Genomic DNA, 14,859 nt, shown 5'->3' on the forward strand with positions numbered 1-14,859 from the left:
CCGATTTCACCGTGACCTAATCACATCGATGCGCTATAAAAGATCGACGTGCGGCGCGCAAGACGGGAGTGGCCGCATGAGGACGCTGCGTTTCTTGCAATTCTTTTTCAGGCGAGTTTTTATGTCCTTCCCGAAAAAGCGTAAACGCGTGAAGGCCGATGGCGACGAGTCTTTTCTCGCCGTGCTTCGGCACTTCAAGCCATTCGGTCAACTCGACACGAAGATCGCGCGAGCTCGCGCCCAGGATGAGCCGGTGCTGTACGCCCACGTTCTGCCTGGGCTCGATGTCCTGCTGTGCAGCGTGCGCGGCGCTCAGCCGCCGTATCCTGCCATCGACGAGCTGCACAGGCGCTGTGTCGAATCGATCACCAACGCGCTCGAGCAGCCGCTCGACGGACTGGAGAACGGCGGTTACTGGTACGAGGCGAACGGTTTCGGCTTCCTTGTATTCGCGAGCCGTGCCCGCACGCAGATCCTGAGCGAGTTCGGCGCGACGGTCTCGGCAGGCAGGCGCCGCGGCACGCGCCGCCAGGACGCGGGCGATGCCGCTTCGCGGCCGCTGCGCTGATCCTTTCCTGACGTTTCCGGTTTCGACTTGATGCGTCCGGGCCTCAACGAAGAGGCCCGGCGCGTTTTCGTTCGCGCGTCCCGCGCGCTTCGCGCAAATCCCGACTACTCCCGCACGCTTTCCTGTCCTTTAATGGAAGCCACGCGCGAGAGCGTGATGGCGCGTGCCTTGCTGCATCGGTATTGCAGGCTTCTCGCGACACAACCGGTCGCTCGACTACAAGGAGAACACCATGTCGGAACACGTCTACAAGCAGATCGAACTCACCGGCTCCTCGCCGCAATCCAGCGATGACGCCGTGCGCGTCGCGCTCGCGAAGGCGTCGAAAACGCTGCGCAACATGCACTGGTTCGAAGTGGTGGAAACACGCGGGCACGTCGAAGAGGGCAAGATCCTGCACTGGCAGGTGACGATCAAGGTGGGACTGCGCATCGAGGATTGATGCTTTTCAGCAAAGCATAAAAAACGCGCCTCGCTGTGAAGCGAGGCGCGTTTTGTACTTTGTGGCGAACCGTTCGCTTACTTCGGCAGCGAACCGTCCACGCCTTCCACGTACCAGTTGATGCGCTGGAGTTCCGGATCGGACAGCGTCTTGCCGGCCGGCACCTTCTCCGCGCCAGACTGGTCCTTGATCGGGCCGCTGAACACATCCCACTTGCCGGCGTGCAGCTCGTCACGCTTCGCGGCGACCGCCTGCATCGCCTTCGCGGGGATCACGCCGCTGTTCAGGTCTTCGAGATCCACGGCCTTCTGCGGAATGCCGAGCCACACCGGATCGTTCTTCCACTTGCCGTCGAGCACTTGCTGGATCACGGTGTTGTAATACACGCCCCAGTGCGCGACCACCGAGCCCAGATGCGCGCTCGGGCCGAACTTCTTCATGTTCGAATCCCAGCCGAAGGCATAGACCTTCTTCTCGGCGGCGGTGTTGAGCGTCGCGTTGGAGTCGGTGTTCTGCAGCAGCACGTCGGCGCCCTGGCCGATCAGCGTTTCGGCCGCCTGCTTCTCCTTGCCCGGATCGAACCAGCTGTTGATCCAGATGACCTTCGTGTGGACCTTCGGATTCACCGAGCGCGCGCCCATCGTGTACGCGTTGATGTTGCGCACCACTTCCGGAATCGGCACCGACGCGACGAAGCCGAGCGTGTTCGTCTTCGTCACATAGCCTGCCGCGACGCCCGCGAGATACGCGCCCTGATACATGCGCACGTCATAGGTGCCGAAGTTCTTCGCCTTCTTGAAGCCGGTGGCCGTCAGGAAGATCGTGTCGGGGAAATCCTTCGCGACCTTCAGCGCGAAGTCCTGATAGCCGAAGCTCGTGGCCAGGATGACCTTGTTGCCCTTGTTGGCGAGATCGCGGAACACGCGTTCCGAGTCCGCCGATTCCGGCACGTTCTCCACGCGCGTGATCTTGATCTTGCTGCCGAACTTCGCTTCGGCTTCCTTGCTGCCCGCGTCGTGCGCGAAGGTCCAGCCGGCATCGCCCGGATTGCCGAGATAGACGAACGCGACACCCGGCGCGTCCGCGGCCTGCGCGCTCAGCGCCGCGACGGTGGCGGACAGTGCCACCGTCGCCTTGATCGCCTTCAGCCATGGTTTATTCATTGTGATTCTCCTGGTCGATGTTGTGTGTGAAACGGTCTTTGCAGGCCCGCATCAGTTTCATCGGTCAAAAATGTCGATGAAACCGCGATGCTGCGCGAGAACAACACCGCGGCATCAGCTCGCCGCGAAAAACGGCTTGCCGAGCGATGCGGGCGCGTTGAGCTTGATCGTGTTCGGATTGCGCGAGATGAGCACGAGCACGACGATCGTCGCGATATACGGCAGCATCGCGAGAAACTGTGTCGGCACGGGCACGCCGATCGCCTGCGCGTAGAACTGCAGCGCCATCACCGCGCCGAAAAGCAGCGCGCCGATCAAGAGGCGCCCCGGACGCCACGTCGCGAACACGACGAGCGCGAGCGCGATCCAGCCGCGGCCGGATGTCAACTGTTCCTGCCAGACATGCAGATAGACGATCGAGTAATAGCCGCCCGCGATGCCCGCCATCGCGCCGCCGAAGAGCGTCGCGCCGTAGCGCACGCCCACGACCGGAAAGCCCACCGAATGCGCGACCGCGGGCGATTCGCCGACCGAGCGCAGCACGAGCCCCGCGCGCGTCTTGTAGAGGAACCAGCCGATCACCGCGAACATGATGAACGCGAGATAGCCGAGCGGCGTGAGCGAAAAGACCGCGGGGCCGAGCACGGGAATGCTCGCGAGGCCGGGAATCGGCATCACGTCGATAGTCGAGCGCACCGCCGCCGACGTGTACGGCTTGCCGACATAGGCCGAAAACCCGATGCCGAAGATCGTCAGCGACAGGCCCGTGGCGACCTGATTGGCGAGCATCGTGATGGTGAGAAAGCCGAAGAGCAGCGCCATCGCGAGCCCCGCGAACACCGACGCGACGATGCCGAGCCACGGGCTGCCCGTGATCGCGGTGACGGCGTAGCCGGTGACCGCGCCCATCAGCATCATGCCTTCGACGCCGAGATTCAGAACGCCCGACTTCTCCGCGACGAGCTCGCCCGCACCCGCGTACATCAGCGGGATGGCGGCGATCACGGCGCTCGAGGCGAGATTGCTGGCTTGATTGATATCCATATTCTTCGAGCTCGTTAGGCGGCGTGATGCGCGGGCGTCCTGCGCTTGATGCGGTAATTCACGAAGAGATCGCAGCCGAGCAGGCAGAACAGCAGCAGGCCCTGGAACACGCCCGCGAGCGCTTGCGGCAATTGCAGCGACGTCTGCACCGCTTCGCCGCCGAGATACAGCAGCGCCATCAGCAGACTGGCGAGCACGATGCCCACCGGATGCAGCCGCCCGACGAACACGACGATGATCGCCGTGAAGCCGTAGCCCGGCGACCAGCCCGCCTGAAGCTGGCCAATGGGGCCGGCCACTTCGCCCATGCCCGCGAGGCCCGCAAGGCCGCCGGAAAGCAGCAGCGAGGTCCAGATCGTTTTCTTGTCGGAGAAGCCGGCGTAGCGCGCGGCGAGCGGCGCGAGACCGCCTACGTTCATCCGGAAGCCCGCGAAGCTCTTCCTCATGAAGAGCCACACGCACGGAATCGCGATCGCCGTCAGAAACACCGACGCGTTGATGCGCGTGCCCTTCAGCCACGTCCAGTGCCAGTCGCCGTAGAGGCGCGGGAAGAGCGCGTCGTCGCCGAACATCGCCGAGATCGGGAAGTTCATGCCTTCCGGGTCGCGCCAGGGGCCGCTCACGAGATAGATGAGCAACTGCGTCGCGACGTAGGTGAGCATCAGGCTCGTGAGGATTTCATTCGTGTTGAAGCGGCTCTTGAGCAGCGCGGGAATCGCCGCCCACAGCATGCCGCCGACGATGCCGCCGAGCATCATCAACGGCAGCGTCCACCAGCCTGACGAATCGCCGGCATGAATCGCGATGCCGCCCGCGACGATGCCGCCGAGCAGCATTTGCCCTTCCGCGCCGATGTTCCACACGTTCGCGCGATAGCCGACCGCGAGCCCGAGCCCGATCAGACACAGCGGCGACGCCTTCAGCACGAGCTCGGACCAGCCGTTGATGCTCGACAGCGGCTCGATGAAGAACGCGTGCATCGCGCGCAGCGGGTCCTGGCCGACGAGGCTGAAGATCAGAAAGCCGATGACGAGCGTCGCGACGGCGGCGACGACGGGCACCGCGAGCTGCATGACGCGCGAGGGCGTCGGGCGCGCTTCGAGTCGATAGGGAAAGATCATCGTTCTTTCAATGCTTCAGGAGAGAGTCGGGTTCGGCCGAGGGCGCGGGCTTGCCTTCGAAAAGGCCGGCCATGAAGAGGCCGACTTCCTCCGCGTTGGTCTCGCTCGTCTTGCGCACCGGCGAGAGCTTGCCGCGCGCGATCACGGCGAGCCGGTCGCAGATGTCGAAGAGTTCTTCCAGTTCTTCGGAGATGACGAGGATCGCGACGCCGCGCGCCGAGAGATCGAGCAACTGCTGGCGGATGAAGCCCGCCGCGCCGACATCGACGCCCCAGGTCGGTTGCGCGACGACGAGCACCTTCGGCTCCTGAAGAATCTCGCGCCCGACGATGAACTTCTGCAAGTTGCCGCCCGACAGGCTTTGCGCGAGCGCATCGCTGCCGCCGCAGCGCACGTCGAACGACTTGATGCAGCGCTCGGCGAACGCCTTCACCGTGCCCGCCCTGATCCAGCCGCCGCGCACCATGTTCTCGCGATGTGCGGTGAGCAGGCCGTTATCGGCGAGTGACATCGCCGGGACTGCGCCGCGCCCGAGGCGCTCTTCCGGCACGAACGCGAAGCCGAGGCGCCGCCGTCCGCCCGCGGTCAGACGTGCGGCGGGCTTGCCGCAGATCGACACGGCATCGGCCGCGACGTGTCTGTCGCGGATTTCCTCCGACAGCGCGGCGAGCAATTCCGCCTGTCCGTTTCCCGACACGCCCGCGATTCCGAAAATCTCGCCCGCGTGCACGGAGAACGACACATTGTCGAGCGACGTGCCGAATGGATCGGGGCTCGCGACCGACAGGTTCTTCACCGCGAGCCGTGCATCGCCGGGTTTGTGCTCGCGGCGCGTGTAGTCGGGCAGCGAATGGCCGACCATCAGTTGCGCGAGCGATGCCTGCGTTTCCTTGCGCGGATCGACGTTGCCCGTCACGCGGCCGCCGCGCATCACCGTGGCGTTCTCGCAGAGGGACTGGATTTCGTCAAGCTTGTGGCTGATATAGAGAATGCTGCAACCTTCGGACGCGAGCCGGCGCAGCACCTTGAAGAGCTTCTGGACTGCCTGCGGCGTGAGCACCGAAGTGGGCTCGTCCATGATGAGCAGACGCGGATTCTGCAGCAGGCAGCGCACGATCTCCACGCGCTGCCGCTCGCCGACCGTCAGGCTGTGCACGTGACGCTGCGGATCGACATCGAGGCCGTAATCCTTCGAGACTTCGCGAATGCGCTTGCCGAGCGCTTTCATGTCGAACTTCTCGTCGAGCGCGAGCGCGATGTTCTCGGCAACGGTTAGCGTCTCGAACAGCGAGAAATGCTGAAACACCATGCCGATGCCGAGCTTGCGCGCCGCCGCCGGGCTGCCGATCTCGACCGCTTCGCCCTGCCAGCGGATCTCGCCCTCGTCCGGGCGCACGGCGCCGTAGATGATTTTCATCAGCGTGGACTTGCCCGCGCCGTTCTCCCCGAGCACGGCGTGGATTTCGCCCGGCATGACGACGAGATTCACGCCGTCGTTCGCCTTGACGGACGGATACTGCTTGCTGATGCCGGACAACGCCAGGCGCGGTGGCGTCGTCGACGTGGAGATGGCGTCGCCCATTGATATCCAGAAATGCGCCCGGCCACCGAGCAGGCCAGGCTGGAAAAAATTACCGCGAAGCCGGTGCGTGACATCTCGATGTCGCACGAATTGGGCCGCGGGCAGAATTTACAGAATTCGGGTGATTAAGTCGACAACTCAAAATAGCCCGCCATTTTCCGCAGAGCCATTATTTGCGGGTTAGCCACACCTTGACGAAATTTTTGCGTCATATTAAAAATGATATGCCGCACCCCTACGTCGATCAGCCAGAACATATAGTGGAGATAACATGAGTCAGCAACGCGAGGCGATCGATACGTATTTATTGCGCGTCTTGCACACCCTTCTGATGGAACGCAGCGTGACCCGCGCGGCCGTCAAGCTCAATCAGTCGCAACCCGCCATTAGCGCCGCCTTGCGCCGGCTGCGCGATATCACCGGTGACCCGTTGCTCGTGCGCGGCAAGTCCGGCATGGTGCCGACCGAGTACGGACTGCGCCTGCTCGAACCCACGCAAAACGCCTTGCGCGAGATCGAGCGCATCAAGGTCCAGCAGCACAACTTCGATCCTTCGACATCCGTGCGGTGCTATCGCATCGGTTGCCCGGACTATCTGAACGTGCTGTTCGTGCCGACGGTGGTCGAGCGCTTCCGCCAGGCTGCGCCGAACGCCACGCTCGAGTTTCATTCGCTCGGCCCCGCGTTCGATTACGAACTCGCGCTCGAGGACGGGAAGCTCGATATCGTGGTCGGCAACTGGCCGGAGCCGCCCGAGCAACTGCATTTGTCGAATCTCTTCGTCGACAAGATCGTGTGCCTCGTCAGCAACACGCATCCGTTCGCCAAGCGCGGCGGACTCACGCTCGATCAGTATCTCAACGCGCCGCATCTCGCGCCGACGCCCTATTCCGTCGGCCAGCGCGGGGCGATCGATGTGCATCTCGCGCGCGAGCGGTTGAAGCGCCATGTCGTCGTCACGCTGCCTTACTTCAATCTCGCGCCTTACGTGCTCATCAAGTCGGATCTCGTGTTCACTACGACGCGGTTGTTTGCTGACCATTACGCGCGGTTCCTGCCGCTCGCGGTCGTGCCCGCTCCGCTCGATTTCCCGCCGATGCAGTATTACCAGCTTTGGCATGAGCGTTGTCACTACTCCGATGAAGTGCGCTGGCTGCGGGGGCTGGTTGCTGAAGCGACCCGGTCGCTGATCGATCAGCCTTGAGCTTTTTTCGTTTGTGAAACTTGCTTTCGTGTCGGTCTATTGGCGTTGCCCCTATGCGGGGCGGCAGTCACCTTGGTTTGTTTGCGGGTACGTGGGATCCTGTTTTCGCGTCGGTTTATTAGCGTTGCCCCTATGCGGGGCGGCAGTCACTTTCTTTGCTGCTGCAAAGAAAGTAACCAAAGAAACAGCTTGTCCCATCCAAAGTACTTCACACCGGCCCCGGCACAGAAGAAGTCTCGTGGTCCGGCAGTAGCGAGTGCCCTCATAGGCCTAACCGGGCTTGGATCGCGCACGGTCTGTCACATCGCGCCGCTCAACTGACTGGTAAGGCGCCAACTAGCTCCGGCCCGCTTCGCGGCCGACCGGTCCATCGGGTCGGCGCGCGCTTCCTTGCTAACGCTGCCATCTCACTGCATGCGCCCACCGTTGGTTTCCCTTGCATACCCGGCGGCAGCGCGTAGCGCTGTGCCGGAGCTATTTGGTGCTGAACCAGTGCCCTCAAGGTTCTAGCTTGTCAGACCGTGCGCGGTCCAAGCCCGGTTAGACCTCTGAGGGCACTCGCTACTGCCGGACCACATACCATCTTCTGTGCCGGGGCCGGTGTGAAGTACTTTGGATGGGGATAGCTGTTTCTTTGGTTACTTTCTTTGCAGCAGCAAAGAAAGTGACTGCCGCCCCGCATAGGGGCAACGCTAATAAACCGACGCGAAATTGGGATCCGGCGACCAACAACCCCAAAGTCACCTCAACGGTTTCAACCCCTCCAGCAAGGTAGGAATCAACTCACTCACAGTAGGATGAATATGCATAGCCCGCTGCAGCGTGGTGAACGGCGCATCCGCATTCATGATATCGACGAAAGTATGAATCACCTCATCCCCTTCGATCCCATAAATCGCCGCGCCTAGAAACCGCTTCGTACGCGCATCGACGAGCGCCTTCATGAAGCCATCGGTCTCACCGCGCTCCCGCGCGCGCCCCACGCGCGTCATCGGCATGGTTGCAATGAGCGCCTCGCGGCCATCGCGCCGTACATCCTCCTCGCTCATTGCCACACGCGCGAACGGCGGATCGACAAACACCGCATAAGCCATGATGCGCGTATCGGCACTGCGCGACTCTCCATCGAGCAGATTCGAAGCAATGATCTCGTAGTCATTCCACGACGTATGCGTGAACGCGCCGCGCCCGTTCACATCGCCCAGGGCATAGATGCCTTCGACCGCCGTTCGCAACTGGCCATCCACGTCGATCATGCCGTGCCGGTTCAACGCAATGCCCGCATGCTCTAGGCCCAGATCGTCGGTGTTGGGTATGCGGCCCGTTGCGAAGAGCAGATGCGATGCGTCGATGGTCTCATCGCCGCTGACGATACGCACACCGCCGCCCGCCGACGCCTCCACCCGCGCGATCTGCGCACCGAAGCGAAACTCGATGCCCTCGCGCACGAACACCTCCTGCATCGCGCGGGCGAAGTCTTCATCCTCGCGCGTCAGAATGCGGTCGCCGCGCACGAGCAAAGTGACGCGGCTGCCGAAACGCCGGAACATCTGCCCGAATTCGAGCGCGATATAGCTCGCCCCGACGATCACGAGATGCTTCGGCACTTCGGTCAGTTCGAGGATCGTCGAATTGGTCAGATACGGCACATGTGCGAGACCTTCGACCTTCGGCACCGCCGCGCGCGTGCCCGTGTTGATGACGACGAGATCCGCCTCGATGTCCTGCGTCGAGCCGTCGCCCGCCTCGATCGAGAGCGCATGCGGGCCCGTGAAGCGCGCGTGTCCCTTGAACACGGTGAGGTTCTCCGTGCCGCGCAGCCATGTCTCGATGCCCGTGCGCGAGCCGCCGATTACCTCGTCCTTGCGCGCCTTCACGCGCGCCATATCGATCACGATATCGCCGCCGATCATCACGCCGTATTGCGCCGCCGTGCGCGCGACGTGCGCGGCCCGCGCGCTTGCCACGTACGTCTTGGTCGGCGTGCAGCCGACGTTCACGCAGGTGCCGCCGAACAGATGCCGCTCGATCACGGCGGTGCGCTTGCCGCTCTGCGCAAGCCGCACCGCAAGCGGCGAGCCGCCCTGCCCCGTGCCGATGACGACTGCATCGAAGTGCTGTGACATGCCGAGTCTCCTCCGGTCGAAGACCGTGCGAATGAAGCGGATGACGAATGCAGATGCCGCAACCGAAATGCATGTTACGCGCAAGTCGATAAGCAGGCAGGCGCCCTGCCAAAGCGCCCCTGACACGGGCATGGCTCGTGCTGGATTCGTTCGGAACGTCCCGCACGTCCGTGGCGCGCGGTCCGCTCAGTCATCAGGAGACGAAGCCCGAAGGCATTCATGATCGAGACGATCTGGTTTCTCGTCGTCGGTGGCGTGCTCATCTTCATGGGCCTCGCCAGCTCGACGTTCAAGCGCCTGCCGATCAGCACCGCGATGTGCTATCTCGCGATCGGCTTCGCGATGGGCCCGGCCGCGGCCAATCTGCTGACGCTCGACCTCGCGTCCGACGCAACCGTGCTCAGGCGCATCACCGAAGTCGCGATGCTCGTGTCGCTGTTCGCAATTGGCTTGCGTCTGCGCGTGCCGCCCACCGATCGCATCTGGCTTCTGCCGATACGACTCGGCCTCGTCGCGATGGTGCTCACCGTCGCGGTGCTCACGCTGTTTTCGGTCTACGCACTCGGGCTGAGCTGGGGCCCGGCGCTGCTGCTCGCCGCAATGCTCGCGCCGACCGACCCCGTGCTCGCCCACGACGTGCAGGTGGAAACGCCCGGCGACATCGACCTGTTGCGCTTCTCGCTGACGGGCGAAGGCGGCCTGAACGACGGCATCGCGCTGCCCTTCGCGCTGCTCGGCATCGCGGTGTGCCGCTTCGAGGCGACGCCGAACGAGGCGCTGCACTGGAGCTTCGCCTTGCAGGCCACGTGGGGCATCGCGGGCGCGCTCGTGAGCGGCTGGCTGCTGGGCGCGCTGTCGGTGCGGCTCGTCGCGTATCTGCGCACGCGTCACGGCGAAGCGCTCGGCCCGGAAGGCTTCTATGCGCTCGGGCTGATCGCGCTGTCGTATGGCGTCGCGGAGCTGCTGAACACCTATGCGTTTCTGGCGGTGTTCGCGGCCGGCCTCGCGATGCGCCGCGTCGAGCAGAAAACGAGCGCCGGCAAGTCCGCGCGCGAGGCGATCGGCAAGATCGATGCCGACGATGTCGGCGCCGCCGCAGCCGATCCCGAGCGCGCGCACGCCTTCATGGCCGAGCGCGTGCACGGCTTCACGATCGAGCTGGAACGCATCGCCGAAGTCGCGATCATGCTGACGGTGGGGGCCGTGCTCGCGACCATGTGGCGCGAGCTCTTCACATGGCAGGCGGCCGCGCTCATCGGCGCGCTCTTTCTCGTGCTGCGGCCTGCGGCGGTGGAACTATCGCTCATCGGCTCGCATGCGGCGGGGCCGCAACGAAGGCTCATGAGCTGGTTCGGCATACGCGGCGTCGGCTCGTTTTACTATCTGCTTTACGCGCTCGAACATGCGCCGCACGATGTCGCGGCGCCGCTCGTGCCGCTCGTCATCGCGACGATCACGGCATCGGTCATCGTGCACGGCATCACCGCGACGCCGCTCATGAAACGCTATCAGCGCAATCGCACGGATGAATGAGCTTTCTCGAGGATCGACCGGACGTGAAGCATCTGATCTTTTTCTGCGGCCATGCCGGCACCGGCAAGACGACGCTCGCGAGGCAACTCTTCGGGCCGCTCATGCAGGCGACCGGCGAGCCCTTCTGCCTGCTCGACAAGGACACGCTCTACGGCGCGTACAGCGCGGCGGCGATCGGCGCGCTGACCGGCGATCCGCACGATCGCGACAGCCCGCTTTTCATCGAGCATTTCCGTGATCCGGAGTATCGCTGTCTCGTCGACACCGCCGCCGAAAACCTCGCGCTCGGCGTGAGTGTCGTGATCGTCGCGCCGCTCACGCGCGAGGTGCGCAGCTCACGCCTCTTCGATCGCGCATGGCTCGGCATCGGTGACGATGTCGCCATTCGCGTCGTCTGGGTGCATGTGCATGAAGATGTGGCGCGCGAGCGCATCGTCGCGCGTGGCGATCCGAACGATGCGTACAAGCTCGCGCATTGGGAGGAATATCGTCAGCGCCTCTTCGTCCCCGACGAGACGCTCGCCCGGACGCTCGTGATGTTCGACAACACCGCGCCGAACGATGCAGCGCGCGATGCATTGATCGCGCGCCTGCTCGCTTAAGCTGCCGCCAGTTGCCGCGCCGTCGCCACCGCGTTGGCGCCTTCGTACAGCTTGCCGAAGCGGTTATTGAGGAACGCCTCGAGCGGCACCTGTTCCTGACGCACGAAACCGCTTTGCGGCAGCACGCCTTCACGGAAGAGATCGAGCTCGGCGCAGATCGCGCCGGCGGTCGTGATCTGAATCGCGCTCATCGGCACGCCGCACACGTCCTTCGCGAAAATCTTGCGCGTGAATACGTCCTGCACGAGCTGTCCGCGACGCATGCCGGTCACCGTGACGAAGATCAGTACGACATCCTGCGCCGTCGAAGGCACCGCGCGCTTCAACATCGTCTTCAAGCCATCGCGATCGGTGGACATGCGCAGATCGTCGAGCAGGAACTTCATCAGATCGCGGTGGCCCGGATAGCGCACCGACTTGTAGTCGAGCGTCTCGACCTTGCCCGCAAGCGTTTCACACAGCGTGCCGAGTCCGCCCGACGTGTTGAAGGCCTCGTACTCGATGCCGTCGAGCGAAAAATGCTCGACGCCTTCGAGCGGCTGCACCCATTGCGTGCGGCCCTCGCGGATCGCCTCGCACGGCTGGCAATACTCGTTGATGAGACCGTCGATGCTCCACGTGAGGTTGTACTTCAGCGCATTGGTCGGAAACTCGGGCAGCGCGCCGACGCGCATCTTCACCTCGCGCACATCGTCGAGGCGCTTCGCGAGATCATGCGCGACGATGCCGATGAAGCCCGGCGCGAGGCCGCATTGCGGCATGAACGCGAGCTCGGAATCCTCGGCGATCGCGCGAATCGCATGGGTCGCGCGCACGTCTTCGGTCAGATCGAAATAATGCACGCCGGCCGCTTTCGCCGCCGAGGCGACGTTGATCGCGAGGTAATACGGAAGGGCGTTGACGAGCGCATCGAAGCCAACCAGCGCCTGGCGCAACGCGGGCGTATCGGCGGAATCGACACGGCGCGTCGGGATGCCTTGCGCATCGAGCAGCGCGAGGGCGTGCTCGTCGCGATCGAACGCGACGACTTCGAAGTCCCCCGTTTCACGCAGCAAATGGGCAATGCTCTGACCGATCAGACCGGCGCCGACGAGGGCCACTTTCATATTCATCTCCTTTTTGTGTGCGGGTCGGGCCGCTTTGGCCCATACGTTCTTCACACAGTTTAGGAGCGCGCGAATACTGATCCTAGACGCAAAATGATGCGCTTCGACGATACATTTCGTCGTTTTGACGACGTGTCGCTACGATATGTCGAAACGGCTATCCCACGCGATCGATTTTGCGCGCGAGAATGATCGACGTCGTCGTGCGCTCGACGCCTTCCAGCGCGCCGATCTCGTCGAGCAGATCGTTCAGGCGATCAGGGGAATCGGCGCGCAGCCACGCGACGTAATCGAACTCGCCGCTCACCGCGCAGAGCAGCTGGATCTCCGGCATGCGGGCGAACCGCTTCAGCAGATCGCGGCCGTATTTGGGCATGAGTTTGATGCCGACATACGCCTGGATGCTCGCATCGAGCACGTCCTGTCCGAGCCGCACGCCGTAGCCCGCGATCACGTTGTTCTTCTCCAGCCGCGCGATGCGCGCGATCACGGTCGTGCGCGCAACGCCCAACTGCCGCGCGAGATTCGCGACACTCTCCCGCGCGTTCATCTGCAATAGCGCGACGAGATTGCGATCGATCTCGTCGAGTTGATCGAGGCGCGGCGGTCTCATAGGGGCGTCGTCCTTGGCATTTTGTGTTTTGCGTTATGCGTTTTGCATGCCATTTGGCATTCGGCGTTTTGTGTTTTGCATTATCGCCGAGACGGTGCGGATCCGGCCCGCCCAGATGACCACCGCGTTTTTTCCAGAGACGTTTCGAATGTAAGCAGTTGTGGCAATGCGGGCGAAACCGCGGGCAATCGTGATACTAATATCCGCCGATGTCGTGCCATCGCGCTGCATTCGATGCAGCTTGCGAAGCACACCGCTCTCTTTATCGATCGAAGGTAACCCGAATGAAAAGAACACTCGTTGCACTGGCCGCTTTCTGCGCATTGAGCCCGGTATTCGCGCAGTCGTCGGCGCCCGCGGCGGCATCGGCGGCCGCCGTGCAGGCTGCAGCATCCGCACCGGCCGCCAACAAGCGCCAGGCGCGCGTCGAGGAACGTATCGCGGAACTGCATTCGAGCCTCAAGATCACGCCGCAGCAGGAAGATCAATGGTCGAAGTTCGCCGACGTGATGCGCGACAACGGCCGCACGATGTCGGAGCTTTATCGCCAGCGCATCGCTCAGCGCGATACGATGTCCGCGCTCGACGACATGAAGCAGTACGAGCAGATCACGCAGGCAAACGCCGATGGCACGAAGCGCCTCGTCGAAGCTTTCGAGCCGCTTTACGCGAGCCTTTCGCCAGAGCAGAAGAAGCTCGCCGATACGAGCTTCCGCGAAGAGCACGGCAAGGCGCGGCACGGTCACGCGCATCGTCGCCCGCATGCGGCGGGGGCGGATGCGGCGTCGGCCACGAAGCCCTGAGCGAGCGCATAAAGCCGAGAAGCCTGCATCGCGCGATGCAGGCTTTTTTTATGTCCGCCGGGTGCAAAATGGCGCGAATGCCGTTACGATCGCGCACCGCCACCGCCATTCCCGAACGCACCATGCTCCATTTGTCCCAACTCGATCTCGCCACCGATCCCGCCGCGCGCCGCGTCGTGAAAGACGAAGTCGTCGCTGTCGAATTCGCCGCCGCCGCGGGCGAATTGATGAGTCTCGAAGGTCCGAACCGCTACGCGAGCGGCGACGCGATCGTCACCGGCAGCGGCGGCGAGCGCTGGGTCGTGTCGCGCGAGCGCTTCGACGCGAAGTACGTGCCCGAAGGCGGCATCGCGCATGGCGAGGCGGGCACGTATCGCAATCGCCCGAGCGTCGTGCTCGCGAAGGAGATGCACGAGCCCTTCTCGATCGCGCGCTCCACAGCCGGCGACATCCTCACCGGCGACCCGGGCGACTGGGTCATGCAATACGCGCCGGGCGATTACGGCGTCGTGAAAGCGGCGCGCTTCGCGAAGGTGTATCGCACGCTTTAAGCGAAGTCCTCGCCCATCTCGATGTCCACTTCACGCGGCACGGCCTCGCCGTTCGCGTACATCTCTTCGAGCGATCCGAGCGTCGCTTCCACATAGGCGCGCAGCACCGCGTAACTGCGCGCATGCATGCGCGGCGGCATGGCGCGATAACGCGCGAGCGCAGCCGGATCGAAGCGCACATCGATCGTAATGCGCCGCGCCGTCGAGCCGAAGCGCATTGCCACATAGTGAATCACGAGCGAGGTTCGGCCCTCGTCGTCGCGGCGTTCGGCGAACTGCGTCTGCTCGGGAAAGAGATCGCTGATCACATGCGCGAGCATGTCGATATCCGCGCTCGGGCAGTCGTATTGATAGTCGTCCATTCAGTTTCGATATTCGATTGAAGCGCCGCTTCAGGCACG

At 63.5% G+C, this 14,859-nt stretch carries 16 protein-coding genes; 7 read left to right on the top strand and 9 right to left on the bottom strand.

Translation table 11 applies throughout. The features are described 5' to 3' along the window. The first annotated feature begins 76 nt into the window (after nt 1-76). Nucleotides 77-568 (top strand): hypothetical protein, encoded by a 492-nt coding sequence (locus AC1Z32_RS21360; protein ID WP_062604428.1) that lies wholly within the window; start codon nt 77-79, stop codon nt 566-568. 232 nt (nt 569-800) lie between these two features. Then, nucleotides 801-1,010, top strand: coding sequence for a dodecin (locus AC1Z32_RS21365; protein ID WP_483480452.1), 210 nt, complete (start codon nt 801-803; stop codon nt 1,008-1,010). 77 nt (nt 1,011-1,087) lie between these two features. Here AC1Z32_RS21365 and AC1Z32_RS21370 read toward each other — a convergent pair whose 3' ends face one another. The 4 genes from AC1Z32_RS21370 to AC1Z32_RS21385 all read right to left on the bottom strand — a co-directional run bounded on the left by AC1Z32_RS21370 (nt 1,088) and on the right by AC1Z32_RS21385 (nt 5,920). Then, nucleotides 1,088-2,173, bottom strand: a complete 1,086-nt coding sequence (locus tag AC1Z32_RS21370) for a BMP family ABC transporter substrate-binding protein (RefSeq protein ID WP_483480453.1) — start codon at nt 2,171-2,173, stop codon at nt 1,088-1,090. A 114-nt stretch (nt 2,174-2,287) separates the two neighbouring features. Next, the gene (locus AC1Z32_RS21375) at nt 2,288-3,217 is read right to left on the bottom strand and encodes an ABC transporter permease (protein WP_483480454.1); all 930 of its coding nucleotides are present in this window, start codon (nt 3,215-3,217) and stop codon (nt 2,288-2,290) included. A 14-nt stretch (nt 3,218-3,231) separates the two neighbouring features. Continuing rightward, nucleotides 3,232-4,338 (bottom strand): ABC transporter permease, encoded by a 1,107-nt coding sequence (locus AC1Z32_RS21380; RefSeq protein WP_483480455.1) that lies wholly within the window; start codon nt 4,336-4,338, stop codon nt 3,232-3,234. A gap of 7 nt (nt 4,339-4,345) precedes the next feature. Then, nucleotides 4,346-5,920: an ABC transporter ATP-binding protein gene (locus AC1Z32_RS21385; RefSeq protein WP_483480456.1), complete on the bottom strand. Its 1,575-nt coding sequence runs from the start codon at nt 5,918-5,920 to the stop codon at nt 4,346-4,348. 271 nt (nt 5,921-6,191) lie between these two features. On the opposite strand from AC1Z32_RS21385, the gene AC1Z32_RS21390 reads away from it, so the two are divergent. Beyond that, a complete protein-coding gene (locus AC1Z32_RS21390; protein WP_008349998.1) occupies nt 6,192-7,124 on the top strand; it encodes a LysR substrate-binding domain-containing protein in 933 nt (310 codons plus the stop codon). A gap of 740 nt (nt 7,125-7,864) precedes the next feature. Here the strand turns inward: AC1Z32_RS21390 and AC1Z32_RS21395 are convergent. Beyond that, complete coding sequence (locus AC1Z32_RS21395; protein ID WP_483480457.1) at nt 7,865-9,250, bottom strand: FAD-containing oxidoreductase; 1,386 nt, start codon at nt 9,248-9,250, stop codon at nt 7,865-7,867. 219 nt (nt 9,251-9,469) lie between these two features. On the opposite strand from AC1Z32_RS21395, the gene AC1Z32_RS21400 reads away from it, so the two are divergent. Beyond that, a complete protein-coding gene (locus AC1Z32_RS21400; protein ID WP_483480458.1) occupies nt 9,470-10,783 on the top strand; it encodes a cation:proton antiporter in 1,314 nt (437 codons plus the stop codon). 23 nt (nt 10,784-10,806) lie between these two features. Further along, nucleotides 10,807-11,385 carry a P-loop nucleotide/nucleoside kinase family protein gene (locus tag AC1Z32_RS21405; RefSeq protein ID WP_483480459.1) on the top strand — a complete coding sequence of 193 codons (579 nt, stop codon included), beginning with the start codon at nt 10,807-10,809 and terminating at the stop codon, nt 11,383-11,385. Here AC1Z32_RS21405 and AC1Z32_RS21410 read toward each other — a convergent pair. The 3 genes from AC1Z32_RS21410 to AC1Z32_RS21420 form a co-directional block, all read right to left on the bottom strand. Next, on the bottom strand, nt 11,382-12,491 hold the full coding sequence (locus AC1Z32_RS21410; protein ID WP_483480460.1) for a saccharopine dehydrogenase family protein: 1,110 nt from the start codon (nt 12,489-12,491) through the stop codon (nt 11,382-11,384). The two genes, AC1Z32_RS21405 and AC1Z32_RS21410, sit on opposite strands and share 4 nt — an antisense overlap. Before the next feature lie 157 nt (nt 12,492-12,648). Continuing rightward, on the bottom strand, nt 12,649-13,104 hold the full coding sequence (locus AC1Z32_RS21415; protein WP_483480461.1) for an Lrp/AsnC family transcriptional regulator: 456 nt from the start codon (nt 13,102-13,104) through the stop codon (nt 12,649-12,651). A 33-nt stretch (nt 13,105-13,137) separates the two neighbouring features. Further along, a complete protein-coding gene (locus tag AC1Z32_RS21420) occupies nt 13,138-13,356 on the bottom strand; it encodes a hypothetical protein (protein ID WP_483480462.1) in 219 nt (72 codons plus the stop codon). 32 nt (nt 13,357-13,388) lie between these two features. Here AC1Z32_RS21420 and AC1Z32_RS21425 point away from each other — a divergent pair, with 32 nt between their 5' ends. Both AC1Z32_RS21425 and AC1Z32_RS21430 read left to right on the top strand, forming a co-directional pair. Continuing rightward, nucleotides 13,389-13,907, top strand: a complete 519-nt coding sequence (locus tag AC1Z32_RS21425) for a Spy/CpxP family protein refolding chaperone (RefSeq protein ID WP_483480463.1) — start codon at nt 13,389-13,391, stop codon at nt 13,905-13,907. Nucleotides 13,908-14,029: 122 nt separating this feature from the next. Then, nucleotides 14,030-14,458: a PGDYG domain-containing protein gene (locus AC1Z32_RS21430; protein ID WP_483480464.1), complete on the top strand. Its 429-nt coding sequence runs from the start codon at nt 14,030-14,032 to the stop codon at nt 14,456-14,458. On the opposite strand, the gene AC1Z32_RS21435 is transcribed toward AC1Z32_RS21430, so the two are convergent. Continuing rightward, nucleotides 14,455-14,820 (bottom strand): DUF3022 domain-containing protein, encoded by a 366-nt coding sequence (locus AC1Z32_RS21435; protein WP_483480465.1) that lies wholly within the window; start codon nt 14,818-14,820, stop codon nt 14,455-14,457. The two genes, AC1Z32_RS21430 and AC1Z32_RS21435, sit on opposite strands and share 4 nt — an antisense overlap. Nucleotides 14,821-14,859 lie beyond the last annotated feature (39 nt).

The organism is Caballeronia sp. 11_S32, assembly GCF_056930355.1.